General features: G+C 69.0%; 14 protein-coding genes. 12 read left to right on the top strand and 2 right to left on the bottom strand.

The window, feature by feature from the left end; all coding sequences use genetic code 11:
• The first annotated feature begins 11 nt into the window (after positions 1-11).
• The 10 genes from E6C72_RS28505 to E6C72_RS28460 all read left to right on the top strand — a co-directional run bounded on the left by E6C72_RS28505 (position 12) and on the right by E6C72_RS28460 (position 14,932).
• Entirely contained in the window at positions 12-3,248 is a 3,237-nt protein-coding gene (locus E6C72_RS28505) for a non-ribosomal peptide synthetase (protein ID WP_109442884.1), read from the top strand.
• Positions 3,245-4,894, top strand: coding sequence for a cyclic peptide export ABC transporter (locus E6C72_RS28500; protein WP_109442885.1), 1,650 nt, complete (start codon positions 3,245-3,247; stop codon positions 4,892-4,894). The genes E6C72_RS28505 and E6C72_RS28500 overlap by 4 nt, the downstream gene beginning before the upstream one ends.
• A 76-nt stretch (positions 4,895-4,970) precedes the next feature.
• Complete coding sequence (locus tag E6C72_RS32455; RefSeq protein ID WP_109442886.1) at positions 4,971-6,074, top strand: GNAT family N-acetyltransferase; 1,104 nt, start codon at positions 4,971-4,973, stop codon at positions 6,072-6,074.
• Between the two features lie 3 nt (positions 6,075-6,077).
• On the top strand, positions 6,078-7,427 hold the full coding sequence (locus E6C72_RS28490; RefSeq protein ID WP_109442887.1) for a lysine N(6)-hydroxylase/L-ornithine N(5)-oxygenase family protein: 1,350 nt from the start codon (positions 6,078-6,080) through the stop codon (positions 7,425-7,427).
• Positions 7,428-7,611: 184 nt separating this feature from the next.
• Positions 7,612-9,669: a TonB-dependent siderophore receptor gene (locus tag E6C72_RS28485; protein WP_158280208.1), complete on the top strand. Its 2,058-nt coding sequence runs from the start codon at positions 7,612-7,614 to the stop codon at positions 9,667-9,669.
• A gap of 168 nt (positions 9,670-9,837) precedes the next feature.
• Complete coding sequence (locus E6C72_RS28480) at positions 9,838-10,641, top strand: polysaccharide deacetylase family protein (RefSeq protein ID WP_109442889.1); 804 nt, start codon at positions 9,838-9,840, stop codon at positions 10,639-10,641.
• A gap of 20 nt (positions 10,642-10,661) precedes the next feature.
• Positions 10,662-11,366, top strand: a complete 705-nt coding sequence (locus E6C72_RS28475; RefSeq protein WP_247875926.1) for an MlaA family lipoprotein — start codon at positions 10,662-10,664, stop codon at positions 11,364-11,366.
• Between the two features lie 109 nt (positions 11,367-11,475).
• Positions 11,476-13,182 (top strand): sensor histidine kinase, encoded by a 1,707-nt coding sequence (locus E6C72_RS28470; RefSeq protein ID WP_109442891.1) that lies wholly within the window; start codon positions 11,476-11,478, stop codon positions 13,180-13,182.
• A complete protein-coding gene (btsR, locus tag E6C72_RS28465; protein ID WP_199228852.1) occupies positions 13,179-13,898 on the top strand; it encodes a two-component system response regulator BtsR in 720 nt (239 codons plus the stop codon). The genes E6C72_RS28470 and btsR overlap by 4 nt, the downstream gene beginning before the upstream one ends.
• A gap of 62 nt (positions 13,899-13,960) precedes the next feature.
• A complete protein-coding gene (locus E6C72_RS28460; protein WP_247875927.1) occupies positions 13,961-14,932 on the top strand; it encodes a YihY/virulence factor BrkB family protein in 972 nt (323 codons plus the stop codon).
• Here E6C72_RS28460 and E6C72_RS28455 read toward each other — a convergent pair.
• Entirely contained in the window at positions 14,880-15,074 is a 195-nt protein-coding gene (locus tag E6C72_RS28455) for a hypothetical protein (protein WP_109442893.1), read from the bottom strand. The genes E6C72_RS28460 and E6C72_RS28455 overlap by 53 nt on opposite strands.
• Before the next feature lie 355 nt (positions 15,075-15,429).
• Between E6C72_RS28455 and E6C72_RS28450 the strand changes: the two genes are divergently transcribed.
• On the top strand, positions 15,430-16,644 hold the full coding sequence (locus E6C72_RS28450) for an MFS transporter (RefSeq protein ID WP_199228854.1): 1,215 nt from the start codon (positions 15,430-15,432) through the stop codon (positions 16,642-16,644).
• 158 nt (positions 16,645-16,802) lie between these two features.
• Positions 16,803-18,608 carry a carbon starvation protein A gene (locus tag E6C72_RS28445; RefSeq protein ID WP_109442895.1) on the top strand — a complete coding sequence of 602 codons (1,806 nt, stop codon included), beginning with the start codon at positions 16,803-16,805 and terminating at the stop codon, positions 18,606-18,608.
• A gap of 86 nt (positions 18,609-18,694) precedes the next feature.
• Here E6C72_RS28445 and E6C72_RS28440 read toward each other — a convergent pair whose 3' ends face one another.
• Entirely contained in the window at positions 18,695-20,227 is a 1,533-nt protein-coding gene (locus E6C72_RS28440; RefSeq protein WP_247875928.1) for a ribonuclease J, read from the bottom strand.
• Positions 20,228-20,522: the final 295 nt, after the last annotated feature.

Genomic DNA, 20,522 nt, shown 5'->3' with positions numbered 1-20,522 from the left:
CGGGGCCTAAGATGCTGGTAAGTCTCAATCGCGCCGAACTTGATCGCGTCGAGCGGACGGCGCCGCTGTCGCTGGCGCAGGAGCGGCTCTGGCTGCTCCACCGGCTGGACCCGGCCGATGCCGCCTACAACCTGACGCGGGCCTTCCGTCTGGCGGGCGCCCTGGATGCGGCGGCGCTGGAACGGGCGTTGGAGGCGCTGTCCTGGCGCCATGCCATCCTGCGCACCCGGTTCGAGGAGCAGGACGGCGCGCCGGTGCAGCTGGTGCTGTCGCGGCCGGCGCTGCGGTTGGACCGCGAAGCGGGGGATCTGGACGAAGCAGGGTTGGCGGAGCGGATTCTTGCAGAGACGCAACGGCCCTTCGACCTCGCCGCCGGACCGCCGCTGCGCGCCACGCTGCTGACGCTGACGGGCGGCGACGCGGTGCTGCTGCTAGCGATGCACCACATCCTGTCGGACGGGCCGTCGAATCCGATCCTCGCGCGCGACCTGCTGACCGCCTATGGCGCGGCGGTGGCCGACGAGGACGCGGAATCGGCAACCCTGTTGCCGCCGCTGACCCTGCATTATGCCGATTACGCGCTGGAGCAGCGCGGCGAGGCGGCGCAGGCGCGGATCGACCATGCCGTCGGGCGGGCGCTCGCCCGGCTCGGGACCGGCATTCCGGCGCTGGAGCTGCCGACCGACCGGCCGCGTCCGGCGGTTCGCGGCAGCGGTGGTGCGCGGGTGGAGTTCGCCCTGCCCGCCGAGATGGCGGCGACTTTGCGCGCTTTCTCGCGGGCGGAGGGCTGCACCCCCTTCGTGCCGCTGCTCGCGGCGTGGCAGGCGCTGCTCGGGCGCTGGTCCGGGCAGGCGGATTTCGCCGTCGGCGTGCCCGATGCCGGCCGTGCCGACGAGGCGCTGGAACCGCTGGTCGGCTTCTTCGTCGAAACCCAGGTCTTCCGCGCCCGGCTGACCCCGGACCTGACCGGCCGCGCCCTGTGCCGGCGGCTGCGCGGCGAGGTGCTGGCGGCGCTGAACGACGGTGCGGCTCCGGTCGAACGGCTGCTGGAGCGGCTGGACCCGGTGCGCGACGGCAGCCGCACGCCGCTGTTCCAGGCCATGCTGAATGTGCGGATGGAGGCACCGGCCAGCGTCCGCCTGCCGGGGCTGACGGTGATGGCCCTGCCGGTGCCGGAGACAACCGCGAAGCTCGACCTCGCGCTCGATGTGGCGGTTGGGGAGGCGGGCGTCGCTCTTGCGCTGGATTACGCCACCGAGCTGTTCGACGCCGCGACGGCGGAGCGGTTGGCGGTGGGTGTCCGGACGCTGCTGGGCGGGATGCTCGCCGATCCGGAGGCGCCCCTGGCCGACCTGCCGCTGACGACCGCGGAGGAACGGCTGACGGAGCTGACGCGCTGGAACCGTACCGCCCTGCCGCTCGACCCGGCGGAGGATCTGGCGGCGTTGTTCGAGCGCAAGGCCGCCGAGCTGCCGGACTGCGTGGCGTTGGTCGCCGGCGACGGGACGCTGACCTATGGCGCGCTGAATGCGCGGGCCAACCGGCTGGCGCGCTGGCTGGTTGAGCGTGGCGTCGGGCCGGACCGGCTGGTCGCGGTGGCGCTGCCGCGCGGCGCCGATCTGCTGGTTTCGCTGCTGGCGATCCAGAAGGCGGGCGGGGCCTATCTGCCGCTCGACCCCGACCAGCCGGCGGCACGCAACGCCCATATCCTGACCCATGCAGCGCCGGTGCTGATCATCGACGCGCCGCTGGACGAGTTCGCGGCCGGGTTCGAGGCGTTGGCGGGTGGCAATCCCGGGCGGCCGGCGCATCCGCACCAGCTTGCCTACACGCTCTACACCTCCGGATCGACCGGCGTGCCGAAGGGCGTGCAGATCGAGCGGCAGGCCTTCGCCAGCTTCCTCCACGCCATGCAGATGCAGGTCGGGCTGACGGCCGACGACCGGCTGCTGGCGGTGACGACGCTGGGCTTCGACATCGCCGGGCTGGAGCTGTTCCTGCCGCTGGTCACCGGCGCCCGCGTGGTGCTGGCGACGCGGGAGGAGGCGCGCGATCCCCAGGCGCTGGCCCGGCTGATCGACCGGCACGGCATCACCGCGATGCAGGCGACGCCGGCGACATGGCGGATGCTGCTGGAGGCGACCGAGCGGTCCTGGCCGGGCCTGCGCGCGCTGTGCGGCGGCGAAGCACTCGGCGGCGATCTGGCACGGCGCCTGCTGGCCCGCGGGGTGCGGCTGCTGAACGTCTATGGCCCGACCGAGACGACGGTCTGGTCCGCCGCCTGGGCGGTGGAGCGGGTGGCGGAGGGCGAGGCGGTGGTCCCCATCGGCCATGCCATCGCCAACAACCGCCTGCACATCCTGGACGGCCGGCTGGAGCCGGTGCCGCCCGGAATCGTCGGCGATCTGTGGATCGGCGGGATCGGGCTGGCGCGCGGCTATGGCGGACTGCCGGGGCTGACCGCGGCGAGCTTCCTGCCCAACCCCTTTCCCGACGATCAGGCGCCGGGAAGCGGGGTGGGCAGCCGCCTCTACCGCACCGGCGACCGCGCCCGGCGGCGCAACGACGGCACCATCGAGTTCCTCGGCCGCCGCGACCAGCAGATGAAGGTCCGCGGCTTCCGCATCGAGGCGGGAGAGGTGGAAGCGGCACTGGACAGCCATCCGCTGGTGCGTCAGTCCGCCGTCACCGCGCATGCGCCGGCCGGTGGGGAGGCGCTGCTCTGCGCCTATCTGGTGACGGCGGACGGTGGTGAGCCGGCCGACCTCCATGCCCATCTGGCGGCGCGGCTGCCGGCCTACATGCTGCCGTCGGTCTGCGTCGTGTTGGACCGGCTGCCGCTGAACGCCAACGGCAAGGTGGACCGCAAGGCGCTGCCGGCGCCGGACGCGCCCGCGCGCTCCGCCGTCTTCGAGCCGCCTGTCACCGAAACAGAAACCCAGCTCGCCGAGCTGTGGGACGAGGTGCTGGAGTGCCACGGGGTCGGGGCCAGCGACGATTTCTTCCGGCTGGGCGGCCATTCGCTGCGGCTGGTGCGGTTGCAGACCCGCATCCGCGGCGTGTTCGGCCATGACCTGCCGCTGGCCGAGCTGTTCCGGGCGCCGACGCTGCGCGCCATGGCGGCGCTGATCGACACGCGCGGCGTGCGCAACGAGGCCGACGACCTCGCCTTCATGGCCGGTCTGCTCGCCGATGCCGAAATGGCCGATATCGAAATGACCGACGCCGAGAAGGCGGGTGCGCCATGATGCTGCTCGGTCCGCTGTTGCGCCGCTTCCGCTGGCGCCTGCCGCTAGCGCTGGCGCTGGGGGCCGCCGGGTCGCTGGCCGGGCTGTCGGTGATCGCGCTGGTCAACCGGCTGATCGCCGGCAGCGCGTCGCCGGACGCGCCGACCATGACGCTGATCGCCCTGCTGCTGGCGGGGGTGTTCGGCTTCGGCTTCGCCGCACAGGAGATGCTGACGGCGCTCGGCCACCGGGTGGTGTGCGAGATGCGCACGGCGACGGTGAAGCGGCTGCTCGACACCGATGTGGAGCGGCTGGAGGCCATCGGGGCGCCGGCGCTCTACGCCACGCTGACCAAGGACATCGCCGCGGTCGGACAAGCCTTCAACCGGCTGCCCTTCATCTTCAGCAATGGCGTGCTGGTGCTGGGCGGTTTCCTCTATCTCGGCTGGCTGTCCTGGCAGCTGTTCCTGCTCAGCGCGGCGGTGGTCGGGCTGGGGGTGGCGGTCGCCTATGGCTGGGTGTCGGCGATGCGCCGGCTGATGATCGAGGTGCGCGAGACCGACGACCGCCTGTTCGCCGGCTATCGCGGCGCCGTCGAGGGCCGCAACGAGCTGGCGCTGAACAGCGCGCGCAAGCGCGTCTTCCACCGCCATGACGTGACCGGGGTGGCGGAGCATGCCCGCGACACCGAAACCCGCGCCGACCGCTATTGGGTGCTCAGCCTGAGCTGGACGGCGCTGGTCATCCTGGGGCTGATCGCCGGCATCTTTGCGGCGGGCGAGGCGCTGGGGCTGCCGCGGGCGCACACCGCCGGCTTCGTGCTGGTGCTGATGTTCCTGCGCATGCCGCTGAACGATCTGGTCGGCACGCTGCCGATCCTGCTGTCCGGCTCGGTCGCCCTGGCGAAGGTCGAGGCGCTGCGGCTGGAGCCGCATCGGGCGGAGTTCGGCGGATATGAACCGGCGCAGACGGCGCTGCCCGCCCATGGTCCGCTGCTGAGCCTGTCCGGCGTCGTCTACGACCATCCGGCGCAGGGCGGGGAGCCCGGCTTCCATCTCGGCCCGGTCGACCTGACGGTGCAGGCGGGGGAGACGCTGTTCATCGTCGGCGGCAACGGCGGCGGGAAATCCACCCTGCTGACCCTGCTGGCCGGCCTGCGCCGCCCGTCCTCCGGCAGCATCCGGCTGGCCGGGCTGGAGGTGACGGAGGAGCGGCGCGGCTGGCACCGCGAGCAGGTCAGCGCCGTCTTCTCCACCCCGCATCTGTTCGAGCGGCTGGTCGGGCCCGGCGGACAACTGGACGAGGATCTCGCCCAGGCTTTCCTGCGCCGGCTGCGGCTGGACCGCAAGGTGACGCTGGAGGGCGACCGGCTGTCCGACATCCGGCTGTCGCAGGGGCAGCGCAAGCGCCTCGCCCTGCTGGCCGCCGTCGTGGAGGAGCGGCCGATCCTGCTGCTCGACGAATGGGCGGCCGACCAGGACCCGCTGTTCCGCCGATTCTTCTACGAGGAGCTGCTGCCGGAGCTGAAGCGCGGCGGCCGGACCATCGTCGCCGTCAGCCACGACGACCGTTTCTTCCACCTCGCCGACCGGGTGCTGCGTTGCGATGCCGGGGTGCTGACGCCCTGGAGCGAGACGCCTGCGCAACCGATGCAGGCGGCGCAATGATCCCGAGAAGCCCGAACCCTTTCCCGAACGTTTTTCCGCCGCGTCCGGCGCGGCCGGACATGAGGAGGCGCCTTCGATGACCGCCGTTTCCGACACCCTGTCTGCCGATCCGGCCGCATCCGGCGGCGCCCCGTCGCCCTGCCGTACGCTGGGCCGCTCCTTCCGGTCCCTGTGGGAGGGAGCCGAATTGACCGTTCGGCTGGACGGCGCCGTGCAGCAGCGCTGGCGCCTCAGCGGCGAAGTGACCGGCGAGGCGCCGTCCGCCGAGCTGTCCCTGGTGCAGAGCGTGGCGGAGGGGGAAACCCGCCGGCTGGCCGCACTCGCCGCGCTGGAGGCGGCTTTCGTCCGCGCCGGTGATCCGGCCGTCCTGAGGCTGCTGGCGCCCGACGATCTGGCCGAGGCGCTGCGGCTGGACGGCGTGGCGGCGGAGGATGCCGGCGGCAACCTGCTGGCCTCGGCCGGCATGCTGTTCCAGCGGCCGGATCTGTGGCTGCTGGGGGCGGGATCCGGCGGTTATCCGCAGACGCATGTACTGTCGAACGGGCGCTACCACCCGCGCCGGCCGCCGAAGCCGACGGGCCTGCTCTATGCCCGCCACATTCCGTGGCTGGAGCAGACGCTGTCCTTCCGCGTCGCCGACATCGGCGAGGATCTGGAGCGCTTCCACCGCTGGCAGAACGACCCGCGCGTCGCCTTCTTCTGGCAGGAGGAGGGCGATCTCGCCAAGCACCGCGCCTATCTGGAGGCGCAGCTGTCCGACCCCCACACCATGCCGCTGATCGCCAGCCTGGACGGCGTGCCCTTCGGCTATTTCGAGGTCTATTGGGCCAAGGAGAACCGGATCGGCGCCTTCTACGACGCGCAGGATTACGACCGCGGCTGGCATGTGCTGATCGGCGAGGAGCATGTGCGCGGGCGGGCCTATGTCAGCGCCTGGCTGCCGTCGCTGGTGCATTTCATGTTCCTCGACGATGCCCGCACCCAGCGCATCGTCGGCGAGCCGCGCGCCGATCATCACCAGCAGATTCGCAACCTCGACCGCTCCGGCTTCGCCAAGGTCAAGGAGTTCGACTTCCCGCACAAGCGGGCGATGCTGGTCATGCTGCTGCGCGAACGCTATTTCGCCGACCGCCTGTGGGTGCCGCGCGCCGACCCCGTCACCCCGCGTCAGGGGGGCTGAGCGATGCACGGCTTCCCCTCCCTGATCGGCGACGGCGGGCGCGTTCTGGACCTTGCGGGCGTCGGGTTCGGGCCGTCGAACCTCGCGCTGGCGGTGGCGCTGCGCGAGGCGGATGCCGGGCTGGCGGTGCGGTTCCTGGAGAAGCGCGACCGCTTCGTCTGGCATGGCAACATGCTGCTCGACGGCAGCCGGATGCAGATCTCCTTCCTGAAGGATCTGGTCTCGCTGCGCGATCCGACCAGCCGCTACAGCTTCCTCAACTATCTGCACCGGCAGGGACGGCTGCAGGACTTCATCAACCTGCGGACCTTCTATCCCAGCCGGCGCGAGTTCAACGATTACCTGTCCTGGGTTGCGGCGGACTTCGACGGGGCTTGCGACTATGGGATGGAGGCGGTCGCCGTCGAGCCGGTGCGGGTCGGCGATTCCGTGCCGCATGTCCGCATCCGCGCCCGCGATGCCGCGGGGCGCGAGCGCAGCCTGCTGGCCCGCAACGTGGTGGTCGGCGCCGGGGCGACGCCGATGGTGCCGGACGCCTTCGACGGGCTGGTGCGCAAAGCTGCCGGTGGCGGCAGGGAGGCGGGCGGGCCCCTGGTCATCCATTCCAACGACTATCTCGCCGCCGCCGGGGATCTGGCGCGGGCCGGCCGGGTCGCGGTGGTCGGGCTGGGGCAGAGTGCGGCGGAGATCTTCCTCGACCTGCACGCGCGCGGCGTGGATGTCGACATCGTCGCCCGCGGGCCGGCGATGCGGCCGGCCGACAGCAGCCCCTTCGCCAATCAGGTCTTCGACGCCGGCTACACCACTTACCTCTACGGCCTTCCCCCGGCCGGGCGCGCCGAACTGCTGCGCGCCTTCCACAACACCAACTACGCCGTCGTCGATCCCGACCTGATCGACGCCATCTACGGCATCTTCTATCAGCAGAAGGTCGAGGGCAGCGAACGGCACGGCCTGCTGACGCGGCACGACGTGGTGGCGGCGCGGCCCGACGCCGCGACCGGCGGCGTGCTGCTCGACCTCGCCAGCCTGGACGGTGGGGAGCGGCGGGAATGCCGCTATGGCGCCGTGGTGCTCGCCACCGGCTACCGCCGCCGCATCCATGAAGAGCTTCTGCGACCGATGGAACCCTGGCTGACCGGCGGGGAGGTGGGGCGCGACTATCGCCTGCCGACCGTCCCCGGCTGCACCGCCGGCCTGTACCTGCAGGGCTGCTGCGAGGCGACGCACGGCCTCAGCGACACCCTGCTCTCCATCCTGCCGATCCGCGCGCAGGAAATCGCCACGGCCCTGACCGGGGGGACCGGCCTCGGCCGTGGCCAACAAATCCGTGAATTGACATCAGCACAGTGACGAATGGGGGATCATTGCAATGAAGACGATCGGGCAGCCCGGACGCCATGGGGGAAAGTACAGGGGGCGCGTCCGCCTGCTGGGATCGGTCGCGGCGGCAGCCCTGCTGCTGCCGGCCGTCGCACTAGCCCAAAATGCGGCCCAGAACGCAGAGCAAAAAGCCGGAAGCGCATCGTCCGAGACGATGACGCTGCCGACGATCGACGTCAGCGCCGACCGGCAGCGCGACGCCAACCCGCCGACCAGCGTCGGATCCAAGCTGCCGCTCGCCCCGCGCGAGGTGCCGCAGACCGTCACCACGGTGCCGCGCGAGCGCATCGAGGAACAGAAGCTCATCACGCTCGAAGACGCGATGAAGCAGACGCCGGGCGTCACGGTGGAGCCGATCGACGGCAACCGCCTGCAATTCTATTCGCGCGGCTTCGAGATGACGAATGTCCAGTTCGACGGCGTGCCGACGAGCCTGGACAGCCGCATCTTCGTCTCGCCCGATCTGGCGATGTATGAGCGGGTGGAGGTGCTGAAGGGACCGGCCGGGCTGCTGAACGGCATGGGCGGTCCCGGCGGCGCCATCAATCTTGTCCGGAAGACGCCGAAGAAGACGCTGGAGGGCTATGGCGAGCTGACCGCCGGTTCCTATGCCAACTACCGCGGCGAGGGCGACATCACCGGGCCGCTGAACCAGTCCGGCAGCCTGCGCGGGCGCTTCGTCGGCGCCTATCAGGACCGCAACGGTTTCCAGGATTGGACGACCCAGGACCGTGCGGTGGCCTATGGCAGCATCGCCGCCGACCTGACGCCCGACACCACCCTGACCGCCGGCGCCTGGTATCAGCGGATGAGCTACAAGGGCGCCTGGAACCTGCCGGGCTATGCCTCGGTGGTGAACGGACAGGCCCAGCTGCGGCTGCTCGACGTCGACCGCTCGACCTCGCTGGGCGAGGAATGGAACCGCGACATCTTCACCACCAAGGGCGGCTTCGCCGATCTGGAGCACAAGTTCGACAATGGCTGGGCGGTGAAGCTGGCCACCCATTACATCGACAATGAGATGGACCGGAAGATGGCCTACGCCTATTCGCCGGTCACGCCGGGGGTCAACCGGACGACGCTCTACGCCCAGAAGGTCCGCTACGATCAGGATCAGATCGGCGCCGACCTGTCGGCCAACGGCAATTTCGGGCTGTTCGGCCAGACCCACGAGGCGGTTGTCGGCGCCAATTACGAGCGCTGGACCTTCCGCCACCGCGCAGCCAATCCGGTCGGCAGCTGGTCGGTGACGCAGAACATCTTCTCGCCCAACTCCTCGGTCGCCGAACCGGCCTGGCGGGACTGGCAGAAGGACACCAAGACCACCACCGACAGCTGGGGCACCTACGGCGTCCTGCGCCTGAAGCTGGCCGAGCCGCTGAAGCTGATCGTCGGCGGTCGGATGAACTGGTGGCAGACCAAGGTCGATGCCGACGCGCTGGCCGGCACCGCGGAAAGCAGCGCCTCGGTCCGCGGCAAGGTCACGCCCTATGCCGGCCTCGTCTATGAGGTCAACTCCACCTACGCGCTCTACACCAGCGTGTCGCAGGTGTACCAGCCGCAATCCTATGTGGACGCGTCGGGCAAGGTGCTGGAGCCGCTGAAGGGTCGGCAGTATGAGGCCGGCGTCAAGGCCGATTACTTCGGCGGGCGCCTGCATGCCACCGCGTCGGTCTTCCACATCGAGGAGGAGAACCGGCCGCAGTCCGACCCGCGCTATCCCAACCAGTCGATCTACATCTCCGGCGGCAAGGCACAGAGCCGCGGCTTCGAGCTGGATGTCTCCGGCGAGATCCTGCCGGGCTGGGACGCCTATGCCGGCTACACCTTCACCCGCGCCAAGAGCCTCGACAGCAGCGCCAACTCTGCCAGCGCCTTCACCGCCATCGCGCCGATGCATCAGGTCAAGCTGTGGACCAACTACCGCCTGCCCGAGAGCATCGACGACCGGCTGAGCGTCGGCGGCGGCATCACCGCCCAGACCTCGATGTACAACGAGTTCCCGTCGCTGAACTATGCCCGCCTGACCCAGGGCGGCTATGCGACGGTGGACGCCCGCGTCGCCTATGACCTGACCGAGAAGGTCACGGCCGCGGTCAACGTCAAGAACCTGTTCGACCGCACTTACTACCAGCGCATCAACAACGTGCAGTCGGGCAACATCTATGGCGAGCCGCGCACCGTGCTGCTGACCCTGCGGGCGAAGCTGTAACCGTGCCGCTGCCGGGGCGGGGGCGTGGGCAACCCGCCCCCGCCCCGGCGGGTCCGCAATAAATCGCTTGTTCATCGCGGCGGGCGGGCGCAAAGCTCAAGCCTTCCGCCGGCCCTACCCCGATCGAAGGGAGGGGGCCGGCTCCGACCTTTCTCAAGTGCCACCGCGATGATGACCCTGTTCCGCCGCGCCGTCCTGCCGTTGGGGCTGGCGGCCGTCCTGTCCACCCTGCCGGCTGCCGCCATGGCGGGCCAGCGCAGCTATGCCGCCACCCACGGCGCGGCGCCCTTCGTGACGCAGCACCTGATCCCCGGATCGGACCTCGACCTCGCCCAGGTCGATCTGAGACTGCCGACGGCGAAGGTGGTGGCGTTGACCATCGACGACGGGCCGGACGGCCATGACCCGCGCATCCTCGACATCCTGCGGGCACATGGGGCGAAGGCGACCTTCTTCTACATCGGCGCCAAGATCCCCGAGCATCACGAGATCGCCAGGCTGGTGGCGGCGTCCGGCAACGAGGTCGGCAGCCACACCCAGACCCACCCGATGACCACCGACCTGAAGCCGGCCGAGCGAGAATGGAATCTCGCTCAGGCGGAAAAGGCGCTGGCGTCGGTCGGCGTCACGGCGACATGGTTCCGGCCGCCCTACGGCGATGTCGACGACGCTCTGGCGGCCTTGGCGCGGCACCATGGCATGGCGACGGTGCTGTGGACCGCCGACAGCCAGGACTGGAAGGACACCGGTCCCGACATCATCCGCCACCGCATCGTCGAGCGGCTGGTCCCCGGCGCCGTCGTGCTGATGCACAGCACCAAGGCGGCGACCGTCGCGGCGCTGCCGGCGATCCTTGAGGAAGGGGAGAAACGCGGCCTGCGCTTCGTCACCATGACGGAATGGGAAGCGGCGATGCGGCAGTCGGTGACGCCGGAACTGGCGCTGCTGCACCCGACCCCGCGCCGTCGGTGAGCGGTATGGCGGCGAGACATGTGGCGAGCCTGCTCGTAGCCTTGGCGATGAGCTGCGTACCGTTTTCCGCTTACGCAGCCGACCCCCTGGAGTCGTTCAACCGGACCATGTTCGCGGTCAACAAGGGGTTGCTCGATTGGGTCATCAACCCGACCGTCGATCACATAGGGCCATGGGTGCCCGCCCCGGTAACGGCCGGTCTGTCGAACGCCTATGCGAACCTGACCGAAATCGAGATGGTCCTCGACAACGCTTTGCAGGGCAAGGCAGGCGGTGCCGCCGCCTCGGCGGCGCGTTTCGGGATCAATTCGACGCTCGGCATCGGCGGCCTGTTCGATGTCGCCACACCGCTCGGCCTGGAGCGCCGGGAGGAGAATTTCGGCACGTCGCTCTGCAAGACCGGCCTCGCACCCGGTTCTTACCTTGTGCTGCCTTTCGTCGGCTCCACCAACACCGTGGCCGCGGTGGCGTTGACGGCGGGGATCGCCGCGGAGGTCTATGCGCTCAGTTTCATCTCGACGACACTGGCGACTGTGGATTTCGTGGTCATCGATCTGGGCGGCTCGGCATCGGCCCTTCGACACGCCAAGAACATTCCGGCGGAGGGGGAAGACCTCTACGCCGTCCAGCGTGATGAATACCGGCGGTACATCGAGACGGGATGCGCCTCGACCCATCCGGAAATGAAGGCCGACCTTTCGGAACCGGTTGCGGGAGATCTGTGAAGGCCGTGACCCGAGGGATGCAAGGATGTCCCATCGGCGGACGACGCCGGCCGGTGTAGGATGGTGCGGAGCAGCGCCGGTCGGAAGGCCGCTGCCGGGAAACACCGCCATGCCCGCCATACCCATCGAGCCCTTCACCCTGGTCCTCTCGCTGCTTCAGCAGATGTGCGTCTATCTGGTGATCGCCTATCTGCTGAGCCGGACGCCGCTGTTCCTGCCGCTGACCCATGTCACGGTGCGCTGGCCACACAAGCTGGCCTGCTATGTGATCTTCTCGATCTTCTGCATCATGGGCACCTATTTCGGCCTGCACATCGACGACAGCATCGCCAACACCCGCGCCATCGGCGCCGTGCTGGGCGGCATCTTCGGCGGGCCGTCGGTGGGGCTGGCGGTCGGGCTGACCGGCGGGATGCACCGCTATTCGCTGGGCGGCATTTCGGCACTTGCCTGCGCCATCTCCACCATGGCGGAGGGGCTGATCGGCGGGCTGGTCCACCGCCACATGGTGCGCCAGGGCCGGATCGAACCGCTGTTCAACCCGCTGCGCGTCGGCGCCGTCACCTTCGTGGCGGAGGTGGTGCAGATGCTCATCATCCTGGCGGTGGCCCGGCCGTTCGAGGCGGCGGTGCATCTGGTGGAGGTGGTGGCGGCCCCGATGATCGTCGCCAACACCGTGGGTGCCGCGCTGTTCATGCGCATCCTGCTGGAGCGCCGCGTTCTGGACGAGAAGCAGTCCAGCGCCTTCTCCGCCAAGGCGCTGAAGATCGCGGCGCGCTGCGACGGCGTGCTGCGCGGCGGCTTCAACAGCGAGAACAGCACCCGCGTCGCCCGCATCATCTTCGAGGAGACCGGCGTCGGCGCCGTCGCCATCACCGACCGCGACAAGCTGCTGGCCTTCATCGGCATGGGCGACGACCACCATCTGCCCGGCACGCCGATCAGCTCGCCGCAGACCCATCAGGCCATCGCCAACAACCAGGTCATCTATGCCGACGGCAACGAGGTGGCCTACCGCTGCTCGATCAGCCCGACCTGCCGGCTGGGGGCGGCGCTGGTGATCCCGCTGGTCGGCGAGGAGGGCGGGGTGATCGGCACCATCAAGCTGTACGAGCCGAAGACCAAGATCTTCTCCACCATCAACCGCACGCTGGGCGAGGGCGTCGCGCGGCTGCTGTCCAACCAGATCCTGGCCGGCCGCTACGAGCAGCAGAAGGCGCTGCTGGCGCAGTCGGAGATCAAGCTGCTGCATGCGCAGGTGAACCCGCATTTCCTGTTCAACGCGCTGAACACCATCTCCGCCGTCATCCGCAACGATCCGGAGCGGGCGCGGCAGCTGGTGCAGAACCTGTCGACCTTCTTCCGCAAGAACCTGAAGCGCCCCAGCCAGATGGCGACGCTGGCCGACGAGGTCGAGCATGTCAGCGCCTATCTCCAGATCGAGCTGGCCCGCTTCACCGGACGGCTGGCGGTGGAGATCGAGGTGCCGGAGGAGATTCGCCACGCCCGCCTGCCGGCCTTCTCGCTCCAGCCGCTGGTGGAGAATGCGATCAAGCACGGTACCGCCCAGCTTCTCGGCAATGGGCGGGTGCGCATCGCGGCCCGGCGGGAGGGTGGCGACCTGCTGCTGTCGGTGGAGGACAATGCCGGGCTCTACGAGGCCAAACCGGGCGGCGACGGGTTGGGGATGACCATCGTCGACCGCCGCATCCGCAACCGCTACGGTGAGGCTTACGGCGTCTCGGTCGCCTGCGAGCCCGATGCCTTCACCCGCGTCACCCTGCGCCTGCCTCTCGAAGAGACCGTACCCGCATGATGACTGTCCTGATCGTCGATGACGAGCCGCTGGCGCGGGAGGAGCTGCGCCGGATGCTGGAGGAGGCCGCCGATGTCCGCATCGTCGGCGAATGCGCCAACGCCATCGAGGCGATCGGCGCCATCAACCGGCAGGCGCCCGACGTGGTCTTCCTCGACATCCAGATGCCGCGGGTCAGCGGGCTGGAGATGCTGAGCATGCTCGATCCCGAGCGGATGCCGCGCATCGTCTTCCTGACCGCCCATGACGAATATGCCGTCCAGGCTTTCGAGGAGCATGCCTTCGACTATCTGCTGAAGCCGGCCGACCCGGCGCGGCTGGCGAAGACCTTGCAGCGGCTGCGCCGCCAGCATGCGCCGCAGGAGCTGTCGGTCCTGCCGGGGGCGGCGGAGCTGCGCCATATTCCCTGCACCGGGGTCAACCGCATCACCCTGATGAAGCTGGCCGATGTCGAGTATGTCGTCTCCCGCCCCGCCGGCGTCTATGTGGTGGGGGAGGATGGGCAGGAGCGCTTCACCGAGCTGACCCTGCACACCATTCAGGAAAAGAGCCAGCTGTTCCGTTGCCACCGCCAGCATCTGGTCAACCCGGAGCGCATCCGGGAGATCCGCTTCGTCGATGGCGGGCTGGCGGAGATCCAGACCATTGGCGGCCACGTGGTGCCGGTCAGCCGGCGCTTCCTGGGGGCGCTCAAGGAACGGCTGGGGATGGGGTGAGGGATTTGGGATGAGGGATTTCCGGTCGGCTCAAACCGCCGCCGCCGCTGTTACCGGAGGGAGTGATCCGGGACGGGAGGGCGGCGATGGGCGGCGTGCGGCGGTGGTGGGGGATCGTGGTCGATGCGGCCTATGGCTGGATGAACGACGACGCGATGAGCATGGCGGCGTCGATCGCCTTCTACACCATCTTCTCGCTGGCGCCGCTGGCCATCCTGGTGATCGCGCTGGCCGGGCTGGTGTTCGGCGACGAGGCGGCGCGCGGCGCGCTGGTCGACCAGCTGACGGCGCTGGTCGGGCATGATGCCGGCCAGACCCTTCAGGATCTGATCGCGCGGGCCGGCGCCAGGGAGACCGGGATCGTCGCCAGCGTCATCGGCATCGGCACCATCCTGGTTGGCGCCACCACCGTCTTCGTCGAGCTTCAGGCCGGGCTGAACCGCATCTGGCGGGTGGCGGCACCGCAGGAATCGACCATCACCTGGCTGGTGCGGGTGCGGCTGAAGGCGCTGGCGCTGATCGGCGCCATCGGCTTCCTGCTGATCGTCTCGCTGGTGGTCAGTGCGGCGCTGGCGGCGGCCGGCCGCTGGGCCGCCGGCTATCTGCCGGCGATGCCGTCGCTGCTGTGGCTGGTCGACGTGGTGGTGTCCTGGACGGTGCTGACCGGTCTGTTCGCGCTGATCTACCGCATCCTGCCCGACACCTACATCCGCTGGGCCGACGTCTGGCTGGGCGCGGCGGTGAATGCCTTCCTGTTCGCGGTGGGAAAATTCCTGATCGGCTTCTACATCGCCACCAGCGGGGTGGTGACGGTCTATGGCGCGGCCGGATCCTTCGTGCTGATCCTGCTGTGGGTCTATTATTCGGCGGTCATCTTCCTGTTCGGGGCGGAGCTGACCCGCGCCTATTCCGAACGCAGCGGCAGCCGGGCGCGGCTGCCCGGCCTGAAGCCGGAGGCGGGGCCTGGGGTGGGGGAGGGGGCTATCGGCCGCAGCAGCCGCGTCCCAGAGTCATCAGGATCTGGCGGGCCTTGAAGGCCTGGGGGTCGAGCGGCGGTTCGTCCGGGGTGAGGCGGGCCTGGGCCTCGCGGTAGCGGTCGTAGCTGTCATCGTTGAACAGGCGGCGCAGATTGGCGAGAGCCTTGCGCAGGGGGGTGCGTGAGCAGGGAGTGGTCATCGGAGATCTCTCGCGGCAGCCGGGGCCGAAGTCGGCGGTGTGGGACGTCCCACCTTAGCGTCGGCGCCGCGCCCGCCAGAGCGATTTCCGGCGAGCGGCGTTTTGACCGCCTGAGCGGTGCTTTCCGGGGCCTGAGCGGTCGCGGAGTCATCACGCCGGCCCTGATCTTTGGAAGCCCTGCCCTTATGCGCAGGGCGTTCAGAGGCGGAAGGTGGCGGATCGGCAACCCGTGAGGAAAACGAACAGTATCCTTGGTTGAAAGCATACTGGTCGATGAAACATCACGGGTATACCCTGCCGTCCGTTTGGGATCGGCCGGGCAATGCCTGTCGTGCCTTCGGGGAAGCCATTGAAGATGACGCCGAGAGATTGGTGGACAGAGAAGAAGAAAAGCCTGACAGGTGCCTGTCTGGCCCATGCGGTGCATGACGGGTACACTGACGCCCTCTATGTCTTCCTGCCGGTCTGGCAGGCGCAGTTCGGCCTGTCCTATGCGATGCTTGCCATCATTCGGGGCCTTTACTCCGGGACGATGGGAGGACTGCAAATCCCGGCCGACCGCGCCCTGCGCGGCCTGTCGCCGCGGGCGGCGCTGATCCTGTCGACACTTCTGGCGGCGGCGGGCCTGCTCATCATGGCGTTGCCGCTCGGCCTGCCGGGGCTGTGCGTCGGCCTTGTCCTGGCCGGCATCGGATCGAGCATCCAGCATCCCTGCGGCTCGACGCTGGTGACCGTCAGTTATGGCGCGGCATCGCGGCATCCGCTCGGCATCTACAATTTCTCAGGCGATCTCGGCAAAGCGGCACTGCCGGCGCTCGCCGCCGTGCTGTTGCCGGTGTTCGGCTGGCAGCCGGTGCTCGGGCTGATGGCGGCGATCGGACTGGTCCTGTCGCTCGCGCTGGTGCCGCTGGCGCCGGCAGTCCCCATCGCCAGGGCCGCCAGGACTGCGACCGGGACTGGGACCGGGATGGGGGGCCGCGGTCGCGGCGGCTTCGGTATCCTGACGGTGATCGGCGCGCTCGATACCGCGACCCGCATGGGCTATCTGATCTTCCTGCCCTTCCTCATCCATGGCCAGGGCGGGGATTCGGCGACGGTCGGGCTTGCCCTTGCCCTGCTGTTCATCGGTGGCGCGCTGGGAAAGGCGACCTGCAGCCTGCTTGGGGAGCGGCTGGGCATCGTCGGCAGCGTCATGGTGACCGAAGCCGCCACCGCCCTGCTGATCGCGGCGACGCTGCTCACGTCGCTGACGCCGACGCTCTTCCTGCTGCCGCTGCTCGGCATCGTGCTCAACGGCACCTCCTCGGTGCTCTATGGCGCCGTGCCGGAGCTTTCCAACGGCGACACCGGCCGGGCCTTCGCGGTCTTCTACACCAGCGTCATCGGCTCCGGCGGACTGGCGCCGATCCTCTACGGCGCGATCGCCGATCACGGCGGACAGACGGTCGGCGTCTTGGCTGCGGCGGCGACCGCCGCCCTGATCGTGCCCGTCGTCCTCACCTTGAGGCCGTATCTGGACGCGCCGGCCGGTGGAGCGGCGGCAACCGAACCGGTGTCGGACTCCGTTTAGCATCCAGGACCGGGCGGCAGGTCCGGGGGCTTGAGCGGCGCCGCTCGCCCCCTGCCGGCTGCCGCTCAGCATCTCCCGACTGCCGCTCGCGGCATTCCACCCCACAGGCGCGAGCAGAGGGATTACACCGGCGGCATATCCTTTTCAGGAGAGCCGTCATGGATCACGCCCTAACCTTTGTGATCGCGACACTCTGCATTCTTGCGCTCTGCTACCGCTTCTACGGCGTGTTCTTCGTGCGCAAGGTTCTCCGTGCCGACGATTCGGAAATCACCCCGTCCCACATCCTGGCGGACGGAAAGAACTACGTGCCCACCAAGAAGTGGGTGAATGCGGGTCAGCATTTCGCCGCCATCGCCGCCGCCGGCCCGCTGGTCGGTCCGGTGCTGGCCGCCCAGTTCGGCTATCTGCCGAGCTTCCTGTGGCTGCTGATCGGCTGCGTCATCGGCGGTGCGGTGCATGACACCGTCGTGCTGTTCGCCTCGATGAAGCACAAGGGCCAGTCGCTGTCCGAGGTCGCCAAGGCCGAACTCGGCCCGGTGGCCGGCTGGTGCACCGGTCTGGCGATGCTGTTCATCATCACCATCACCATGGCCGGCCTGTCGATGGTCGTCGTCCATGCGCTGGAACGCAACGCCTGGGGCGCCTTCGCGGTGTTCATGACGATCCCGATCGCCATCGCGCTTGGCCTCTACGAGAAGATCACCGGTTCGTCCAAGGGCGCCACCCAGGTCGGCATCGCCGCCATCGCCGCCTCGGTCTTCGCCGGCCCCTACATCCAGGGCACGCTGCTGGGCGAATGGCTGACGCTGCATGCCGAGACGGTCGCCGTCATCCTGCCGGTCTATGCCTTCTTCGCCACCGCCCTGCCGGTCTGGCTGCTGCTGACCCCGCGCGGTTACCTGTCCAGCTTCATGAAGGTCGGCGTGTTCGGCGCGCTGGTGGTCGGTGTCGTCTTCATCAACCCGGAGATCCGCTTCCCCGCCCTGACCGACTTCATCCATGGCGGCGGCCCGGTGCTGAACGGCCCGGTCTGGCCCTTCATCTCGATCACCATCGCCTGCGGCGCCATCTCGGGCTTCCATGCCTTCATCGGGTCGGGCACCACGCCCAAGCTGATCGACAAGTGGAGCGACATCCGTCCGGTGGCCTTCGGCGGCATGCTGGCGGAATGCCTGGTCGGCGTCATGGCGCTGATCGCCGCCACCGCCCTGCATCCGGCCGATTACTTCGCCATCAACTCCGCTCCGGCCGCCTTCAAGGCCCTGGGCATGACCGTCGTCGACCTGCCGCGGCTGAGCCAGGAAATCGGCCTCGACCTCTACGGCCGCACCGGCGGTGCGGTGACGCTGGCGGTCGGCATGACCGAGATCTTCACCCGCGTGCCGTGGTTCAACAGCCTCGCCTCCTACTTCTTCCAGTTCGTCGTGATGTTCGAGGCGGTGTTCATCCTGACCGCCGTTGACAGCGGCACCCGCGTCGCCCGTTACCTGATCCAGGACCTGCTGGGCGACGTCTATGCCCCGATGAAGCGGCTGGACTGGGTCCCCGGTTCGATCATCGCCAGCGTCATCGCCTGCGTGGCCTGGGGGTATCTGCTGACCTCGGGCGACATCAACTCGGTCTGGGCCCTGTTCGGCGTGTCGAACCAGCTGATGGCCTCGGTCGGCCTCATCATCGGCGCCACCATCATCCTGCGGCTGGCCCAGAAGCGGATCTACATGCTGACCTGCCTGATCCCGCTGGCCTACCTGTTCGTCACGGTGAACGTCGCCGGCTACTGGATGATCGCCAACGTCTATCTGAACAAGGCGGCCAAGGGCTACAACCCCTTCAACGCCGGCATCTCGATCATCATGCTGGCGCTGGGCTTCGTCATCCTGATCGCCGCCTTCCGCAAGTGGAAGGAACTGCTCCAGGCCCGCGCCGTCGAGGTTCCGATGGTCGCCACCCCGGCCGAATGATCGATCCGGTGTCGTAAAAGGCGAACGGGTCCTGTGGAACACTCCACAGGACCCGTTCGCTTTGTCCGTTTTGAAGGGGAGGGCGGTCAGGCCGCGACGCGCTCGTCCTCCGCGTCCACCGCCACCGGCGGGATCCAGGCGATCAGCTCCCGCCCGGTGTTGGCGAGGCGCTTCGGCTCGATCCGGCCGATCACGCGGGTGCCCTCTTTGGCGATGCGCAGGATGTCGCCATCCTCCGGAACCAGCGCGCGTTCGACGCCGCAGCTGCGGGCGAGGCGGGCGTGGGCCTCCATATGCTCGATGGTGCCATGGACCGGCACGGCGAAGCGTGGGCGGACCAACCCGTACATGCGGGCGAGGTCGTCGCGCTTCGGGTGGCCGGAGACATGGACCGGCGCGTCGGCCGGGGTGACGATCTCCACCCCCATGCCGCGCAGATGCTCGTGGATTTCGGCCAGCGCCTCCTCGTTGCCGGGGATGGCGCGGGCGGAGAAGATGACGGTGTCGCCCTCTTCCAGCCACAGGTCGCGGTGCTCGTTGCGGGCCAGACGGCTCAGTGCCGCCCGCTCCTCGCCCTGGCTGCCGGTGCACAGGAACACGAGGTTCTCGCGCGGGGTCCAGGAGGCCTCGCGGACATCCATGAAGTCCGGCACATGGTCGAGATAGCCGCAGGCCTGCGCCGCCTTTTCCATGCGCAGCATGGAGCGGCCGACCAGAACCACCTTGCGCCCGACCGCCGCCGCCGCTTCCGCCACGGCGGTCATGCGGGCGACGTTGGAGGCGAAGCCGGTCACCGCGATGGCGCCCGAGCGGTTGGCGAAGGCGCCGATCAGGCCGGCGCGGGCGTCGGCCTCGGAGCCGGTGGAACCGGGCACGTCGGCGTTGGTGCTGTCGCACATCATGGCGAGCAGACCCTCGTCGCCCAGGCGTTTCAGCGCGGCGAAGTCGGTGGTCCGGCCGATCAGCGGATCGGGATCGAACTTCCAGTCGCCGGTGTGCAGCACCGTGCCGGCCGCCGTGCGGATCGCCAGCGACATCGGTTCGGGGATCGAATGGGTGACGGCGATGGTCTCGATCCGGAACGGACCGATGGTCAGCGTGTCGCCGATCTCGAAGGTCTGAACCTTGGCGGCGCGGTGGGCGCCCTTTTCCTTCAGCCGGTCCCGGATGATGTGGGAGGCGAAGGGGCTGGCATAGATCGGGCAGCGCAGGCGCGGCCACAGATGGTGGATCGCGCCGATATGGTCCTCGTGCGCATGGGTCACCACCAGCCCGACGACGTCCTGCATCCGCTCCTCGATGAAGGCGGGATCTGCCATCAGGCTGTCGATGCCCGGCATCTCGTCGCCGACGAAGGCGACGCCGGCGTCGACGATCAGCCATTTGCCGGCATGGCCGTAGAGCGCCATGTTCATGCCGATGCGGGAACAACCGCCCAGCGGAAGGAACAGGATCTCGTCCTTGCCCGGAACCGGGCCGGTCGGGCCGCCGCCATGGATCGAGCTGGGCACCGCATTGGCGGGCGGGCGGGAGCCATCGAAGTCATCACGCGGACGCGGGTTGCGATTGCGTGCGCGGTTGTTCGGCGCCATCCGGCGCCGCTTTGAATCAAACGTCATGCCTCTGTCGTACGTCTCACATAAGCCGGCATTCGACGCTGCCGGACGGGCGTGCATCGCTCGTCGATGCGGATCTCGGGGGTTGGGAATGGACCCGGCCGGAGGCGCCTTGGCGGCGGCCATCATACGGCTGGGGGACGGCTGGGATCGGATGTTTCGTCAGGGCTTATGTGGGCAAAGGGAGGCGGACGTCAAGGGCGGACGTGAAAACTTGCGCGAAATGGTGGGGCATTGCTGGGATGCGTGGGCGGGAAGCGAGGCCCGGAATCGGACGATGGCCGAACCGGGCCGTCGA

Source organism: Azospirillum sp. TSH100, assembly GCF_004923295.1.
GTDB lineage: Bacteria > Pseudomonadota > Alphaproteobacteria > Azospirillales > Azospirillaceae > Azospirillum.
The sequence above is the reverse complement of the archived record's forward strand: the minus strand, read 5'-3'. Positions and strand labels throughout refer to the sequence as shown.